The sequence below is a fragment of the Streptomyces caeruleatus genome (assembly GCF_001514235.1).
Classification (GTDB): domain Bacteria; phylum Actinomycetota; class Actinomycetes; order Streptomycetales; family Streptomycetaceae; genus Streptomyces; species Streptomyces caeruleatus.
Genome location: NZ_KQ948924.1, coordinates 682,145 through 697,519 on the forward strand (window position 1 = coordinate 682,145; position 15,375 = coordinate 697,519).

The following is a 15,375-nucleotide window of genomic DNA, read 5'->3' on the forward strand; positions in this document are numbered from 1 at the left end:
CGTTCACTGGACCGGCCGCCCGGCGTGCTGGGCGGCCAGCCGCACCGGCGCGTTCTGGGCGCCGTAACCCCGGTAGCCGTCGCGCTGCACCAGCTCGAAGAAGACGCGGCCGACCGTGACGGTGTAGCAGTGCCGGAACTCGCCGTGCGCGTCGCGGTCGTAGAGGATGCCCAGCTCGCGGTAGGTCTCCAGCTCACCGTCCGCGAACGCGTACCGCGCCGCCAGGTCGTCGTAGTAGTTCGCGGGGATCGGCAGCAGCCGGCCGCCCGCGTCCCGGAAGCGGCGCGCTGCGGCGACCACGTCGTCCGTGGCCAGCGCGATGTGCTGGGCGTGCACGGTGTCGTCGGTCGGCGCCGCGCCCACGCTCAGCGCGATCCGCACACTCCCGTCGGCGTTGGTGACGGCGCGGCTGCGCATCAAGCCGTACGGGTCGGCGACGTCCACGCTCTCCTGGGCGTGCAGACCGAGGACGCTGCGGTGGAAGAGGGTCGCCTCGTCGAAGTGGTGCCAGGGCTGGGAGAGGGCGAGGTGGTCGATGCCCTGGACGCCCGGTGTCCCCGCCGCGTGTTCGACGTCCGTGAAGTCGGCGCGCCAGTTCGGCAGTTCGTCCCGTCGCGTCGCGCAGAAGAACAGTTCCGTGCCGTCGGGTGCCGCGACCGCGTCGAGCGGGGCGTCCTCCGGGGCGCGGCGGCGCGGCAGGACGGGGGCGAGGAGGGCCTCGGCCCGGCGGGCGGCGCCGGTCGGGTCGGGTGACTCCAGGCCGATCGCGGCGAGTCCGGTGCCGTCGCGGCGGGCGGCGCCGGAGGTGTTGACCAGGATCCTGGCCTCGCCCTGCTGCCAGAGGTCGACCGGCTTGCTGCGGTGCCGTGCGGTGCGGGCGAGGCCAAGGGCGCCGAGTACGGCCGAGACGGGTTCGGCGTCGGGGGTGACCAGCTCGGCGAAGGCGACGCCGGTGGGGACGACGGGTGCGGGCGGGGTGGTGACGCCGAGCGTCTCCTGGAGGACCAGGAGGGAGCGGAGCGCGTCCACCGCGGTCGGGCCGGCCTCGGCCTGGCGGAAGACGTCGTTGAAGACCTCCAGGGAGAGGGGGCCGTCGTATCCCGTGCGCAGGACGTGGCGGACGAGTCCGGCGACGTCGAAGCCGCCCTGGCCGGGGAAGCAGCGGTAGTGCCGGCTCCACTGCAGGACGTCCATCGCGAGCAGGGGTGCGTCGGCGAGCTGGAGGAAGAAGATCTTCTCGCCGGGAATGCTCTCGATGCCCTTGGGGTCGGAGCCGCGGGAGAGGATGTGGAAGCTGTCCAGGCAGGTGCCGAGCGCCGGGTGGTCGGCCGCCTCGACGATGCGCCAGGCATGGTCGTAGGTGCTGACGTGCCGTCCCCAGGCGAGCGCCTCGTACGCCACCCGGATACCGAACTCCTGGGCCAGATCGGCGAGTTGGCGCAGGTGGTACGCGGCGAGCGCGTCGTCGTCCACGGCGAGCGGGTGGACGCTGGAGCAGACGAGGACGGTGTCGGCACCGAGCCGCCGCATCAGCTCGAACTTGTGCCGGGCGCGCCGCAGATTGCGGTTGAACTCGTCGGCGGGCACGGCCTCGATGTCCCGCATCGGCTGGTAGAGGTCGATGCTCAACCCCAGATCCGCGCAGCGCGCCCGGATCTCCTCCGGGGTGAGCGGGCTGGCCAGCAGGTCGTTCTCGAAGATCTCCACGCCGTCGAAGCCGGCCCGGGAGGCGGCCGTGAGCTTCTCGGTGAGGGATCCGCTGAGGGAGACGGTGGCGATGGACGTGCGCATGCCGGTACCTCTTCCTGTTCCTGCTAGCTGGGGGTTCCCACGGCGCCCGCGCGTTCGGCGAGCTCGGCGATGTCCGCGAGCATCCGAGTGCTGTCCGGCTCCCGCCCCGTGAACAGGCGGAACGCGTCCGCGGCCTGGAAGACCGCCATGCCGCCGCCGTCGAGGGTGGCGCAGCCCAGCGCCCGGGCGGTGCGCAGCAGCTCCGTCTCCAGCGGGCGGTAGACGACCTCGGCGACCCACAGCCCCGGGTGGAGCAGCTCGGCCGGGAGGGGCAGGCCGGGGTGGGCGGCCATGCCGGTGGGGGTGGCGTGGACGAGGCCGTCGGCGTGGCCGAGCAGGGTGGGCAGCGCGTCCGGGGTGGCGCCGACCGCCCGGCCTTCGCCGAAGTGCCGGTTCAGGGAAGCGGCGAGATCGGCGGCCCGGTCGCTCAGCGCGTCGACGACGGTGACCCGTCCGGCGCCGAGGGTCAGCATGGCGTGCGCGACGGCCGCTCCCGCGCCCCCGGCGCCCAGCTGCACGACCCGCTCCAGCGGTACGTCGGGCAGTCCGCGCGCGAACGACGCGGCGAAGCCGGTGACGTCCGTGTTGTGGCCGACGGCCCGGCCGTCCTCGAAGACGACGGTGTTGACCGCGCCCAGCGCCTCGGCCTGCGGGGCGAGCGCGTCCAGGTGCTCGATGACGAGCTGCTTGCACGGGTGGGTGATGTTGAGCCCGTCGAAACCCAGGTCGCGGGCGGACCGCACCAGGTCGCCGACGGCCTGCGGCGGGACGCCGAGCGTGTCGATGTCGATGAGCCGGTACAGATAGCGCAGGCCCTGTCGGTCGGCCTCCCGCTCGTGCAGCGCCGGGCTGAGCGATGGACCGATGCCGGAGCCGATCAGCCCGACGAGATACGAGTCCTTGGTGTCCTTGCCCACCGGGGGACCTCCTGAGCGGCTCACTAATGTACGAACTGGTGAGTTAGTAATAGCAGGCGGATGGAAGCTTGGGAAGGCCCGTCCCGACACACCGGACGACCGGGCTTCTACAATCACCGGCACGCGGGCGGGCCACTGGGGCGCGCCCGCCCCTCGCCGAAGGAAGCCGATGACCAGCGTCGAAGAGCCGGCACGCAGCAACGGGCGGACCCGTGACGCCGCCCGCACCCAGGCCGAGATCCTCGACGTCGCGACGCAGGAGTTCGCCCGGGTCGGCTTCGCCGGGGCGCGGGTCGACGACATCGCCGCCCGCACCAGTACCACGAAGCGGATGATCTACTACTACTTCGGCGGCAAGGAGCAGCTGTTCACGGCCGTGCTGGAGCGGGCGTACGGCGTGATCCGGGACGCCGAGCAGGAACTCGACGTCGAGCATCTGGACCCGGTCGCGGCCATCCGCCGGCTGGCGGAGCTGACCTTCGACCACCATGAGCAGCACCCCGACTTCATCCGCCTGGTCAGCATCGAGAACATCCACGGGGCCGAGCACATCGCCGCCTCCGAGAAGCTCGGCAGGATCGGCTCACCGGCGCTGGACGTGATCCGCCGGATCCTGGAGTCGGGGCAGAAGTCCGGCCTGTTCACGGCCGACGTCGACGCCGTCGACCTGCACGCGATGATCAGCTCCTTCTGCTTCTTCCGGGTCTCCAACCGGCACACCTTCGGCGCCCTGTTCGGCCGCGACCTGGTGGATCCGGCGCAGCGCGAGCACTACCGCGCGATGCTCGGCGACATGGTGATCGCGTACCTGACGGCACCGCGTGCGGAGGACTGACCAACAAGATCCTTCGGCCCGACCTCTTGACACCCGGGAAACCTCGGCGCAACATCCGTAGCCATCCGCTACTAACTATCCAGTGGGTTAATTAACCGGGTAGCTCCCGGTCGGCCGACCCGTCACCCCAGGGATCCGGCGCCTCTCCTCTGCACTCACTCCGCCGTACGGTGGAGTCCCCTCGAAGGAGCACCCCCGTGTCCGTCCCCGACACCGCCGTCGGCCAGCCGAAGAAAGCGGCCATGGCTGCCTGGATCGGCAGCGCCCTGGAGTACTACGACTTCTTCATCTACGGCAGCGCCGCCGCGCTGATCTTCCCCGAGGTCTTCTTCGACGAGTCCGACCCGGCGACCGCCACCCTGCTGTCGCTGGCCACGTTCGGCGTGGCGTACGCGGCCCGGCCGGTCGGCGCGCTGTTCCTCGGTCACTACGGCGACCGGCTGGGACGTAAGAAGATCATGGTCTTCACGCTGATCCTGATGGGCGTGTCGACGTTCCTCATCGGCTGTCTGCCGACCCGCGACCAGGTCGGCACCCTCGCGCCCGTCCTCCTCGTCCTGTGCCGGGTGCTCCAGGGCATCTCGGCCGCCGGCGAGCAGGCCAGCGCCAACTCGATGACCCTGGAACACGCGCCACCCAACCGGCGCGGCTTCTTCACCAGCTTCACGCTGAGCGGCACCCAGGGCGGGCAGCTGCTGGCCACCCTCGTCTTCATCCCGGTCGCCGCGCTGCCGGAGGAGCAGCTGCTGTCGTGGGGCTGGCGGGTGCCGTTCTGGATGAGCATCGCGGTCGCCGTCGTCGGCTACGTCATCCGCCGCAAGCTGGACGAGACGCCGGCCTTCGAGCAGCAGGCGGCCGCCGAGGGCGTCGTCAAGCTGCCGCTCGCCGTGCTGATGCGGGACCACTGGGCGGATGTGCTGCGGGTGGTCGCCGGTGCGCTGGTCGCCTCGGTCAGCACGATCTTCACGGTGTGGGCGCTGTCGTACGCCACCAGCGACGCCGTCGGGATGGACAGGTCCGCGATGCTGTGGGTGGGCGCGCTCGCCAACCTGGTCGCGCTCGGCGCGATCCCGCTGTGGGCCACGCTGTCGGACCGGATCGGCCGCCGTCCCGTGTACCTGATCGGCGCGGCCGGCAGCGCGGTGACGATGTTCCTCTACCTGTGGGCGATCTCCACCGGCTCCTACCCGCTGACCCTGGTGCTGGGCATCGTCGCCTTCGGTGTGGTCTACAGCGCCGCGAACGGCGTGTGGCCCTCCTTCTACGGCGAGATGTTCTCCACCCGGGTCCGGCTGTCCGGCATGGCCATCGGCACCCAGATCGGCTTCGCGGTCGCCGGTTTCGCGGTCACCTTCGCCGCGCAGATCGCCGGCCCGGACGGCGACGACTGGTCCGCGGTGGCCCTGTTCACGGCGGCCCTGTGCGTGCCGCCGATCGTGGCCGCCCTCTCCGCCCGCGAGACCGCCAAGGTCCCGACGGAACAGCTCGGCGAACGGGCCTCCGGCAAGTCGGCGGACCGGGAGACGGTCGCGGCCTGATCACCGGCCCACCGGCCACTCAGGCCCTCGGCGCGGAGACGGCGCCGAGGGCCTGAGTCATGCCACGCCGGCCTCGCGGGTGGCGGCGCTAGGCGTTCGACCAGCCCCTCCTGCACAGCACCAGCCGGTACCCGTCCGGGTCCTCGATCGTGACGCCCCACTCGTTCCAGTACGGGTTGGGCGACAGGACCCGCTTGCCGCCGTGCCGCTCCAGCCGGGCCACCAGGGCGTCCGGCACGGGACCGTCCACATAGACGACGAGGAGGTCCTCCTCGGTCGGCCGGGGCTCGACCGGGCGGGCGGGCTCGTGGACGAGTTCCAGGTGCCAGTCGGCGTCCGGCCAGCCGAGCATCAGCAGGTCGTGCTCACCCGGTTCCGGGCCGCCCTCCGCCCGCCATACGACGGCGAGTCCCAGCCCTTCGCACCAGAACCGCTCCGCGGCGCCGAGGTCCCGGGACGGGCGGGCGATCCGGATGTGGCTGCGGCCGTTGACCGGCATGCGCTCCCCCTCAGCTTGACGTCCTGATCTGCGTTGATCCATTCGGCAGCGTAGGCGGCCCGGGTGCCCCGGAACCATCGGCCATAGGCCCTCCGCCCGGCGCCCTAGGCCTCGTCGCCGTCAATACGCCCCGTTGACAGTTGACGTTTCACGCAAGACCATCGGCCAGAACGAACAGAAGAGAACGGCACAAAAGGGCTTCGCGCGCACCGGCCGGTTTCAGGGGCGGCCGGCGTGCGCGAAGTGGGCGTTGACTATCGTTGCCCGATCATTCGACCGGGGACGAGAGGCGGACGGAACGTGGCGGGGGCCGGGTGGATACGGGTACCGGTCGGCGACGACGCCGCGCGCTGGGCGACACGCGGGAAGACCGAGAAGGTCCTCCTGGTCGTCCACAACGTGACCTCCGCGACCCGGCTGCTGGACGTGCTTCCGCTGTTCCATGACGACCTCCGGGTGCAGTTGCTGGCGACGTGTCCGGGGTCGTCGGCCTTCCGGGCGGGGATCGCCGAGTTGCTGGCGGACACGGGAGTGACCGTGGTGCCGTGGGAGCAGGCGATCGAGACTCCGGTCGCACTCGCCGTCTCCGCGAGCTTCGGCGGTCAACTCCGGTCAGTTGGTGGACTGTTGGCCGTACTGTCCCACGGTGTCGGATATACTAAGAGGCTGGCGACACCCGACACCCGACACCCGACACCCGACACCCGACACCCGACACCCGACACCCGACACCCGACACCCGACGGCCGGTGGTCGGGGGGCGCGATCGGAACCGGTCTTCGGGTTGTCACCGGAGTGGCTGCTCGACGGGGCCGGCGAACCGGTCGCCGACGCCCTGGTCCTCTCCCATCCCGAGCAGTACGAGCGACTGCGCGTCGTCTGCCCGGAGGCCGCGCACACGGCCGTCCTCGCCGGGGACCCCTGCTGGGACCGCATGCTGGCGGCCCGCCCGTACCGCGAGCGCTTCCGCCGTGCCTTGGGTGTCGGCCAAGGGCAGCGGTTGGTCGTCCTGAGCTCCACATGGAACCCGGAGTCACTGTTCGGAGACGGCGGCGGCGACGACGTACTGCCCTCCCTGCTGCCCCGCCTGACCTCGGAGTTCCCGGCCGACGAGTACCGTCTCGCGGCGGTACTGCACCCCAACGTCTGGCACGGTCACGGCCCCGGGCAGATCCGTGCGTGGCTGGACCGCGCCCGACGCGCGGGACTGGCTCTGATCGACCCGCTGGAAGGCTGGCGGCAGGCACTGATCGCCGCCGACGCCGTGATCGGCGACCACGGCTCGGTCACGTACTACGCGGCCGCGCTCGGCACCCCGGTGCTCCTGGGTGCGGCGCCCCTCGCGGGCCTCGCCCCCGACGCCCCCGTGCACGCCTTCGTCCGCACCGCTCCCCGCCTCGACCCCGCACGCCCCCTGCGCCCACAGATCGACGCGCTGCTCGACGGGCACCAACCGCCGCCCGCACCAGCCGAGTTCGTCAGTTCCGCTCCCGGCGAGTCGGCAGCCCTCCTGCGACGCCTCTTCTACGACCTGATCGGCATCCCCGAGCCCGACGGCCCCGCCCGCCTCGAACCGCTCCCTCTCCCGCCGTACGAACCCGCCGTGCGCTCGGTGCCGCTGTCCGTGCTCACCGGGCTCACGGGCTCCGGAGAGGTCGCCGTCACCCGCTACGCGGGCCCGCACCCGCCGCCGTACGACACCGCGGGCGACGCGCACACGGCCGTGCACGAGGACACCCGCGAGGTCGACCGACTCGCCCTCGCGGACGTGGTGTTCCGGTACGGGTCGGCCGACGATCCGCGCTTCGTGTCCCCCGCCCACTGGACGGCGGAGATCCTCGAACGGCATCCGCAGTGCGCCCTCGCGGCGTACGTCACGGGTCCGGGGACCTGCGTCGTCCGCACCCGGGCCGGGGCGCTGCTGGAGCTGACGGCCGGGCCCGGTGCGGACGCCGATCCGGCCGTGTACGCCTCGGCGTTGTACGCGTGGCTCGGGGCGGGCAGGTCACTGGCGGAGCTGGTCGAGCAGGGGTTTACCGTGCGGACGCAAGCGACGGCTCACCCGGTGTCGGTGCCGTCGACGCCCGTGATCCGTTCGGAGTGACGGTCACTCCGGCGTGACACACCGCTCCCGCAGCACGCGCAGCCGTGCCACGTGGTACGCCGCGTTCTCCCGACCGAGCGCCGCGAGCGCCTCGTCGATCAGGGGCAGCGCGGCCTCCGAACCGCCCCCGTCCAGGAGGGTTTCGGCGAGGTCGGTGAGGGTGCGGGCGGTGTTGTAGGCCTCGCCGCCGGCACGGAAGAAGCGCAGGGCGCGCTCCAGGTGCTCGACCGCCTCGGTCCGGCGCCCCTGGCCGCGCAGGGCACGGCCGCGGTGCCGTTCCAGCAGGGCGCGGGCGCGCGGGAGGTCGGCCGCGCCCTCGTCGTCGGGGCCGATGGCTTCGAGGATGCCGTACGCCTCATCGAAGCAGGTGAACGCCTCGTCGAAGCGCCACTGGCGCAGCCGCAGCAGGCCGAGGAACTCGACGGCGGAGGCGTGGCCGCGTACGTGTCCGGCGGCGCGTTCGTCGCGTGCGGCGGCGACCACCTCGGGTTCCGCCTCGTCCCAGCGGCGCAACTCGGTGAGTGTGTGGGCGAGTTGGGCGTGCAGGGCGCCGGCTGTGCGGGACCCGGGGAAGTACTCGTCGGCGACACGGGCCCCGGTACGGAGGGCCGGCAGCAGGATCTCGTGGTGACCGGCCTTCAGCTGGAGCGGCCACAGGGACTGGCAGAGCAGGACGACGGTGTCCGGGTCGCGGAACTCCTCCGCCGTGTGCACCGCCTCGACGAGCCCGGGCGCCTCGGCGGCGAGCGCGGCTACGGCCGCGCCCCGGTCCGGGAAGGTCACGGGTGAGTCGGCGGACGGCACCCGCCAGCTCTCCGGCAGGGCGGCCCGGGCCGCGCCGACCGCGAGGTCGCGGTAGCGCTCGACGACGCGGGCCACGGCCGCCGAGCAGGCCGCGATGCCGTCGGCGGTGGCCGCCGTTCGTTCCGCGTGGGCGCGGACGGCGGGGCGGTAGCGGTAGCGGCCGCTGTCGGTGCGTTCGACGAGCAGCGCGTCGGCGAGGTCCTCCAGGTGGCGGGCTGTCTCGGTCTCGTCGAGGTCGGCGGCGCGCGCGGCGGTCGTGGTGTCGAGGGAGGGCCAGGCGCGCAGGCCGGCGAGGCGGTAGAGACGGGCCGCGTCCGGCGCGAGGGCGCGGTAGGCGTCGTCGGCGGCGGCGTGGACCGGGTCGGTCTCGGGCATGGCGGGGGCCTCCGTGCGCTCGGGCGGGGAGGTCAGGCGGGGTGCGGCGGCGCGCAGGGCGTACGGGGAGCCGGCGCAGCGGTCAAGGACGGCCGGCAGGGTGGCGCGGGCGGCGCTGATCGCCGGTTTGCCGACGAGTTCGGTGAGGAGCCGGGTGGCGTCCCGCTTGGCCAGCGGCCCGACGGGGATGCGCAGGGCATCGAAGCCGGTGAGGAGCTGCCGGGCGACGACGATGGTGAAGACGTCGGGCGCCGAGGTCAGCAGCGGTCGTACCTGTGCGGCGGACCGGGCGTGGTCGAGGACGAGGAGCAGCCGCCGGTCGGTCAGACAGCGCCGGAGGAGGTCGGCGCGGTCCGTGGCGGTCGGCGGCATCTCCTCGTCCGACAGGCCGAGTTGGCGCAGGAGTCTGCCGAGGACCGCGTCGGGGGTGAGACCGTCCAGGTCGGCGTACAGCTGCCCGTCGGGGAAGCGGGCGGTCTGCCGCCAGCCCCAGTGGACGGCGAGCGTGCTGGTGCCGATGCCTTCGGGGCCGTGGAGCAGGGCCAGCCTCGGGCGTCCCCCGAAGGGCCGGGCGGCTTCCTTGTCGAGGAGTTTCAGGGCCTGCTGACGGTCCGTGAAGAAGCGGGGTGCGGTGGGCAGACAGGGGCGGTCGAGGGTGTCGGGCACGCCCGGGAGGCGTACACCGCTTGCGAACTGCGCCCAGGAGTCGGCAAGTTGAGGATCCGCCCGCACCCGGTTGTGCACCAGGCGGGCCACGTCGTCCAGTTCGCCGGGCGTGCCGGGTGCGGCCACCTCGCGTCCGGCGATACGGCGGACCAGGCCCCCCGCCGACTCCCAGGCCCACTTGCCGGCCTCGTTCGCCATGCCCGATCCGACCGCTCCGAGCACCGCGCCGATCGCGCCCAAAGAAATCGGATCCAACATGCCGCGCACTCCCCCGTCGGTGGTCCCACGTCGCTTCCAGGTGATCAACCCTAGCGGCAGGCAGGGGTGGTGACGGAGGCTCAGTCCCGGTCGGCGGCCTTCGGGATGCCGTACACCCGCTCCACCCGAAGCCGCAGCACCAGCCGCCGGTCGCGGACCATCGCCGCCCGGAAGTCCTCCCAGTCGGGGTGCTCGCCCAGGACGTCCCGGTAGAGGCGGATGAGCTCCTCGACCGTGTCGTCGTACGGGTCCTGCGCGACCGGCGACAGGTCGGCCGTTCCCTCGGCGACGGTGTACGCCCACCGGTCGGAGGACGTCACGTGGTACGACGCCCTGGGGTCCCGGCGCAGGTTGCGGGTCTTGGCGCGGTCGTCGGTGATCGAGACGCGGATGATCCGCTCGTCGGGGTAGTAGGCGTGGCCGACGTTCGACAGCTGGGGCCGGCCGTCGCGCTTGAGGGTGACCAGCACCCCGCCGTGGCCCTGGGAGAGCAGGGCGAGCAGTGCGTTCTGGGTGGCGTCCTGAGTCATGTCTGCAACAACGGTGCCGGGGAGTCCGGCCATTCCCGGGCTCCCCCACCTCGCCCTCCCGCACCCGTCACCCTCCGTAGACACCGTCTACTCGATCATGGTAGACACTGTCTATGCAGGAGAACGCGACCGGGCTGCGGGCCCGGCTGATCGACGTCGGTGTGGATCTCGTGGCCCGCGAGGGCGTCCAGGCGCTGACCCTGCGGGAGATCGCCCGCCGGGCAGGCGTCTCGCACGGGGCGCCGCGCCGCTACTTCCCCACCCATCTGGAGCTGCTGTCGGCCATCGCGGGCCGGGGCTTCGAGGAGCTGGGCCGTCGGGCGACGGAAGCGGTCGAGGGGGGTACGGCGAGTCCGCGGGCGCAGGTGTCCGCGCTGGGGCGGGTCTATCTGGAGTTCGCGCTCGGCAATCGCGGCATGTATGAACTGATGTTCCGTCACGATCTGTTGGAGAGCGGCCACTTGGGGTTGCGGAACACCAGCCTTCCCCTCTTCGGCCGACTGGTGGACCTGGTCGGGCAGGCGCGTCCGGACGTCGACGCACGGCTTGTCGCGGGCGCGCTGTGGGCCAATCTGCACGGGATCGCGCAGTTGTGGTGCTGGGGCAGTCTCCAACTCGCCACGGGCGGCGACGACTTCGCGCCCCTGCTGCGGTCGGCGCTGGACGCGCACCTCGGGCCGGTGGGCGAGTGAACCCGCGGCTCACTCTCGCGAGCAGTGTCGTCGGGGCCGTGATCGTCGCGCTGGACGGCACCGTCCTGACCGTCGCCCAGCCCGCCCTGCGCCGGGACCTGGACGCCTCTCTCGCCCAGGTGCAGTGGACCAGCACCGGCTATCTCGTGGCGGTGGCAGGCCTGTTGGTGTTCGGCGGGCGGCTCGGCGACCGGTTCGGGCACCATCGGGTCTTCGGCCTCGGCATGCTCGGGTTCGGTGCCGCGTCGGCCGGTATCGCGATGGCGCCCGGCGTGGGCTGGGTGATCGGGCTGCGGGTCGTGCAGGGCGTGTTCGGCGCGCTGCTGCAACCGGCCACGCTCGGGATGCTGCGGGCCGCGTTCCCGCCCGAGCGGCTGCGGACGCCGATCGCCGTGCGGACCGCCGCGATCGGGGTGGCGGCCGCCATCGGGCCGGTGGCGGGCGGTGCGCTGGTGGCGGGGCCGGGCTGGCGGGCCGTGTTCCTGCTCAATGTCGTGCCCGCCCTCGTCCTCGGCCTGCTCGCCCTCACCGTACGGCCCCCGCGCAGGGCCACCCCGGCCCGGCTCGACCTGCCCGGAGCGCTCCTGCTCGCGGTGACCCTGGCCGGTCTCGTGCACGCTCTGGTCGCGATGCCGGGGTGGGCCTTCACCGCCGCGGCCGCCGTGATCACCGGCGTCGCCTTCGTCCGGCACGAGCGCCGTACCGCGAGCCCGCTGCTGCCGCCCGACGTCGTCGGATCGGCGGCCGTCGGATCGGCGCTCGGCATGCTGGTGGCCGCGTCGGCGGCGCTGTCGGGCACGCTGTTCGTCGGCACGTTCCTGTTGCAGGGCCCGTTCGGTCTGGACCCGTTCCGCAGCGCCCTGGTGAGTCTGCCGCTGGCCCTGCTGATGGTGCTCGCGGCGCCGGCCTGCGCGGTTCTGCTGCGCCGGGCGGGGGCCCGCCGTACGACCACGGCGGCCATGGCGGTCCTGGCGCTGGGGGTTCTGGTCCTCTCCCGCGCGTCGGCCGTGCCTGTCCTCTGCGCCGGGTTCGCGCTGGTGGGAGCCGGGTTCGGCACGGTGATGGTGGCGGCGACCCATGTCGTCGTGCGGGAAGCCGCCGTCGAGTCGTCCGGGGTGGCCGGCGGGCTCCAGCAGACCGCGATGAACGTCGGGCCGGTGCTGGGCGTGGCCGCCGCGACCGCCCTCATGGGAGCGGACGGCGGCTCCGGGCTGCCGCTGGGGGTCTTCGCCGCCCTCGCCCTGGCCGGCGCGGGGCTGGGGCGGGCCCTTCCCGGGCGGCAGGCCGCGACGATCGACGATCATGGCCAATCGCGGGACCGTACACGCGTTCCTGCGCGACGATGAGATCAGAGGCCGTTCCGTCGGGGTATGCCGGAGCGCACCCTCGTCGTACGTATGCGGAGGAGAGCGATGGCACTGCTGACACAAGAGGTCGACCCGGGTGAGGCCGGGCTGGACGCGAAGGCGCTGGACCGCCTCGACCAGCATTTCGCCCACCAGGTCGACGAGGGGCGGATACCCGGCTACCTGGTGTCCGTCGCCCGCGGTGGACGCGTCGCCCACCTGGCCACGCACGGCCACCGGGACCTCGCGGCCGGGCTGCCCGTCGAGGCCGACACGCTGTGGCGGATCTACTCCATGACCAAGCCGGTCACCACGGTCGCCGCGCTGCTGCTGGTGGAGGAGGGCAGGCTGTCGCTCGACGACCCGGTCGGCCGCCATCTGCCGGCCTTCGCCGAGCCCCGGGTGTACGTCGGCGGATCCGGCGCCGACACGGTGACCCGTCCCGCCGACGGGCCGATGACCGTCCGGCATCTGATGACCCACACCGCCGGGCTGACCTTCGCCTTCTACCGCACGCACCCCGTCGACGCCCTCTACCGGGACGCCAACCTGGATTCGGCCGTGCTGCCCGGCTCCGACCTGGCCACGACGGTCGACGTGTACGCGAGCCTGCCGTTGCAGTTCGAGCCGGGGACGCAGTGGAACTACTCGGTCGCCACCAACGTCCTGGGCCGGATCATCGAGGTCGTGTCCGGGCAGCCGCTCGACGAGTTCTTCGCCGAGCGGATCTTCGGGCCGCTCGGGATGACCGACGCCGGGTTCTGTGTGAGCGACGAACAGGCGGACAGGCTCGCCGAGTTGTACGGGGGGACCGAAGACGGCGGGATCGAGCCGATCCCCGGTCTCCCGCTGCGCGGCCGGCCCCGCTTCCTGTCCGGCAGCGGCGGGATGGCCGCCTCCGCGCACGACGTCCACCGCTTCATGGAGCTGCTGCGCCGCCGCGGCGAACTCGACGGCACCCGTCTGCTGTCCCCCGGGACCGTGGACCTGATGACGTCCAATCACCTCCCGGGCGGCGTCGACCTGCGCTCCTTCGGCAGCCGCCCCGCCCATGACGAGGCCGGCAACGACGGCATGGGCTTCGGTCTCGGCGTCTCCGTGGTGATCGACCCGGCGCGCACCAAGGCCCCGACCGTCCTCGGCGCCTACGGCTGGAGCGGGGTCGCGACCACCACCTTCTGGGTCGACCCGCGCCACGACCTGACGGTGCAGTTCATGACACAGGTGCGGCCCAGGACCTCGCACACGCTCTTCCAGGACCTCAAGCGGCTCGTGAACGAGGCCGTCACGGAGGCCTGAGGGGCGCGGGGCTGTACTGACGGCCGACGGCACGTCGACGCCTGGCCGTCCAGGCACAGCCCGGCGGAGCGCCTCGTCAGGACAGGTGCGCGACCGCGTCCAGATGGGGCAGGTGGTGGTCGAGGCGCTCCCGCTTGGTGCGCAGATAGGTGATGTTGTTCTCGCAGGGCGGGATCAGCAGCGGGACCTGCTCGGCCACCTGGATGCCGTGCTGCACCAACGCCTCGCGCTTGCGCGGGTTGTTCGACATCAGACGGACGCTGTTCACGCCGAGGTCGTGGAGGATCTCTGCGGCGACGCCGTAGTCGCGGGCGTCCACGGGCAGACCGAGTGCGAGGTTGGCCTCGACGGTGTCCAGGCCCTCCGCCTGGAGGGCCATCGCCCGCAGCTTGCCGAGCAGACCGATGCCGCGGCCCTCGTGGCCCCGCAGGTAGACGACGATGCCGCTGCCCTCGGCGACGACGGCACGCAGCGCGGAGGCGAGCTGGTCGCCGCACTCGCAGTGCTGGGAGCCGAACGCGTCGCCGGTCAGGCATTCGGAGTGCAGCCGAGTGAGGACGTCGTCCGTGCCGGTCTCGCCGTACACCAGGGCCACTTGCTCGTCACCGCGGTCATGGTCGAGATAGCCGATCGCCCGGAATTCCCCGTACACCGTGGGCAGGGGGGCATTCACCACGCGCTCCACTCCGGAACGCTGCGTCCGCTGTCCGGACTTCGTGCCGAGTACGCCAATTTTTTCTGTCATGATTCTTCAGTTCCTAAGCAGAGACGAAAGGCCGTGAAAAGATGAGTGGTTCACAAACGCGGCCGGCGGCACACTCGCTGGTGCCGGCGGACACCACCGAAGACGTACGGACGCGAGGAGCGGGCGTTTCACGGCAGGTCGCGGTCCTTCCCGTCGGAAGCTTCGAGCAGCACGGCGCGTTCCTCCCGCTGGCGACCGACACGCTGGTGGCCTGCGCGGTCGCGCGCGAGATAGCCGCGGCGTACCCGGTGCACCTCCTTCCGCCGGTGACGATCTCCTGCTCGCACGAGCACGCCGCCTGGCCGGGGACCGTCAGCATCTCCTCCGTGACCCTTCATGCGGTGATACGGGACATAGCGGATTCGCTCCGCCGGTCCGGTGTCGACGCCCTGGTGCTGGTCAACGGACACGGCGGAAACTACGTACTGGGCAACGTCGTTCAGGAGTCCTCCGCGCGCGGTGAGCGAATGGCGCTGTTCCCGGCCCCGGAGGACTGGGAGGCGGCACGGGAGCGGGCGGGGGTGGAGACCTCGCTGCTCACCGACATGCACGCGGGAGAAATCGAGACCTCCATCCTTCTGCACGCTCATCCCGAATTGATCCGACCCGGTTATGAGACTTCCGATTTCGTCTCGGACGACCGCCGTCATCTGCTCACCCTCGGTATGTCCGGCTATACCGATTCGGGTGTCATCGGACGTCCTTCGCTGGGCTCCGCGGAAAAGGGCAAGCGGCTGCTGGCGAGCCTCGCGGATTCCTTCGGCGCGTATGTGTCACTGCTGACCTCCGCGGACGATTCCGTACGGGAAACGGGAGACGCACGAAAATAGCGGCTGGGTTCCGGGTCCGCCATGGTGACGGCGGATCCGGAGTCGGCGCGCAGGCCGGTGTACCAGCGGGCGACGAGGACGAGGGCGCCGGGCAGGGCGGCCACGAAGCTGAGGACGCCGTACACGACGGCGACGGCCAGCCCGGT

13 protein-coding genes are annotated in these 15,375 nt (G+C 72.2%); 7 read left to right on the forward strand and 6 right to left on the reverse strand.

The genetic code is table 11. The annotated features are described in order from the left end of the window. Nucleotides 1-3 precede the first annotated feature (3 nt). Both AQJ67_RS03045 and AQJ67_RS03050 read right to left on the reverse strand, forming a co-directional pair. Nucleotides 4-1,791, reverse strand: coding sequence for a bifunctional sugar phosphate isomerase/epimerase/4-hydroxyphenylpyruvate dioxygenase family protein (locus tag AQJ67_RS03045; protein WP_062716381.1), 1,788 nt, complete (start codon nt 1,789-1,791; stop codon nt 4-6). Between the two features lie 23 nt (nt 1,792-1,814). Then, complete coding sequence (locus AQJ67_RS03050) at nt 1,815-2,708, reverse strand: shikimate dehydrogenase (protein WP_062716382.1); 894 nt, start codon at nt 2,706-2,708, stop codon at nt 1,815-1,817. A 169-nt stretch (nt 2,709-2,877) separates the two neighbouring features. Between AQJ67_RS03050 and AQJ67_RS03055 the strand changes: the two genes are divergently transcribed. Beyond that, a complete protein-coding gene (locus tag AQJ67_RS03055; RefSeq protein ID WP_062716383.1) occupies nt 2,878-3,543 on the forward strand; it encodes a TetR/AcrR family transcriptional regulator in 666 nt (221 codons plus the stop codon). A 197-nt stretch (nt 3,544-3,740) separates the two neighbouring features. Next, nucleotides 3,741-5,081, forward strand: coding sequence for an MFS transporter (locus AQJ67_RS03060; RefSeq protein WP_062716384.1), 1,341 nt, complete (start codon nt 3,741-3,743; stop codon nt 5,079-5,081). 88 nt (nt 5,082-5,169) lie between these two features. On the opposite strand, the gene AQJ67_RS03065 is transcribed toward AQJ67_RS03060, so the two are convergent. Then, nucleotides 5,170-5,580 carry a VOC family protein gene (locus AQJ67_RS03065; RefSeq protein ID WP_062716385.1) on the reverse strand — a complete coding sequence of 137 codons (411 nt, stop codon included), beginning with the start codon at nt 5,578-5,580 and terminating at the stop codon, nt 5,170-5,172. Between the two features lie 784 nt (nt 5,581-6,364). On the opposite strand from AQJ67_RS03065, the gene AQJ67_RS03070 reads away from it, so the two are divergent. Next, a complete protein-coding gene (locus AQJ67_RS03070) occupies nt 6,365-7,684 on the forward strand; it encodes a hypothetical protein (RefSeq protein WP_244190345.1) in 1,320 nt (439 codons plus the stop codon). Between the two features lie 3 nt (nt 7,685-7,687). On the opposite strand, the gene AQJ67_RS03075 is transcribed toward AQJ67_RS03070, so the two are convergent. Beyond that, nucleotides 7,688-9,787 carry a tetratricopeptide repeat protein gene (locus AQJ67_RS03075; protein ID WP_062716386.1) on the reverse strand — a complete coding sequence of 700 codons (2,100 nt, stop codon included), beginning with the start codon at nt 9,785-9,787 and terminating at the stop codon, nt 7,688-7,690. Between the two features lie 80 nt (nt 9,788-9,867). Continuing rightward, nucleotides 9,868-10,317: a PPOX class F420-dependent oxidoreductase gene (locus AQJ67_RS03080; protein WP_062716387.1), complete on the reverse strand. Its 450-nt coding sequence runs from the start codon at nt 10,315-10,317 to the stop codon at nt 9,868-9,870. 113 nt (nt 10,318-10,430) lie between these two features. On the opposite strand from AQJ67_RS03080, the gene AQJ67_RS03085 reads away from it, so the two are divergent. The 3 genes from AQJ67_RS03085 to AQJ67_RS03095 all read left to right on the forward strand — a co-directional run bounded on the left by AQJ67_RS03085 (nt 10,431) and on the right by AQJ67_RS03095 (nt 13,654). Beyond that, nucleotides 10,431-11,009, forward strand: coding sequence for a TetR/AcrR family transcriptional regulator (locus AQJ67_RS03085; protein ID WP_062716388.1), 579 nt, complete (start codon nt 10,431-10,433; stop codon nt 11,007-11,009). Next, entirely contained in the window at nt 11,006-12,355 is a 1,350-nt protein-coding gene (locus AQJ67_RS03090) for an MFS transporter (protein WP_062716389.1), read from the forward strand. The genes AQJ67_RS03085 and AQJ67_RS03090 overlap by 4 nt, the downstream gene beginning before the upstream one ends. A 66-nt stretch (nt 12,356-12,421) precedes the next feature. Further along, nucleotides 12,422-13,654, forward strand: a complete 1,233-nt coding sequence (locus AQJ67_RS03095; RefSeq protein ID WP_062716390.1) for a serine hydrolase domain-containing protein — start codon at nt 12,422-12,424, stop codon at nt 13,652-13,654. Between the two features lie 76 nt (nt 13,655-13,730). On the opposite strand, the gene ribA is transcribed toward AQJ67_RS03095, so the two are convergent. After that, nucleotides 13,731-14,399, reverse strand: coding sequence for a GTP cyclohydrolase II (gene ribA, locus AQJ67_RS03100; protein ID WP_062716391.1), 669 nt, complete (start codon nt 14,397-14,399; stop codon nt 13,731-13,733). Nucleotides 14,400-14,440: 41 nt separating this feature from the next. On the opposite strand from ribA, the gene AQJ67_RS44640 reads away from it, so the two are divergent. Next, on the forward strand, nt 14,441-15,229 hold the full coding sequence (locus AQJ67_RS44640) for a creatininase family protein (protein WP_079055728.1): 789 nt from the start codon (nt 14,441-14,443) through the stop codon (nt 15,227-15,229). Nucleotides 15,230-15,375: the final 146 nt, after the last annotated feature.

What these genes read in the sequence shown, in the direction of transcription:
- AQJ67_RS03045 (WP_062716381.1), bottom strand. Translation starts at nt 1,791, where the DNA reads ATGCGCACGTCCATCGCCACCGTCTCCCTCAGCGGATCCCTCACCGAG.
- AQJ67_RS03055 (WP_062716383.1), top strand. Translation starts at nt 2,878, where the DNA reads ATGACCAGCGTCGAAGAGCCGGCACGCAGCAACGGGCGGACCCGTGAC.
- AQJ67_RS03065 (WP_062716385.1), bottom strand. Translation starts at nt 5,580, where the DNA reads ATGCCGGTCAACGGCCGCAGCCACATCCGGATCGCCCGCCCGTCCCGG.
- AQJ67_RS03075 (WP_062716386.1), bottom strand. Translation starts at nt 9,787, where the DNA reads ATGTTGGATCCGATTTCTTTGGGCGCGATCGGCGCGGTGCTCGGAGCG.
- AQJ67_RS03080 (WP_062716387.1), bottom strand. Translation starts at nt 10,317, where the DNA reads ATGACTCAGGACGCCACCCAGAACGCACTGCTCGCCCTGCTCTCCCAG.
- AQJ67_RS03085 (WP_062716388.1), top strand. Translation starts at nt 10,431, where the DNA reads ATGCAGGAGAACGCGACCGGGCTGCGGGCCCGGCTGATCGACGTCGGT.
- AQJ67_RS03095 (WP_062716390.1), top strand. Translation starts at nt 12,422, where the DNA reads ATGGCACTGCTGACACAAGAGGTCGACCCGGGTGAGGCCGGGCTGGAC.
- ribA (WP_062716391.1), bottom strand. Translation starts at nt 14,399, where the DNA reads ATGACAGAAAAAATTGGCGTACTCGGCACGAAGTCCGGACAGCGGACG.
- AQJ67_RS44640 (WP_079055728.1), top strand. Translation starts at nt 14,441, where the DNA reads ATGAGTGGTTCACAAACGCGGCCGGCGGCACACTCGCTGGTGCCGGCG.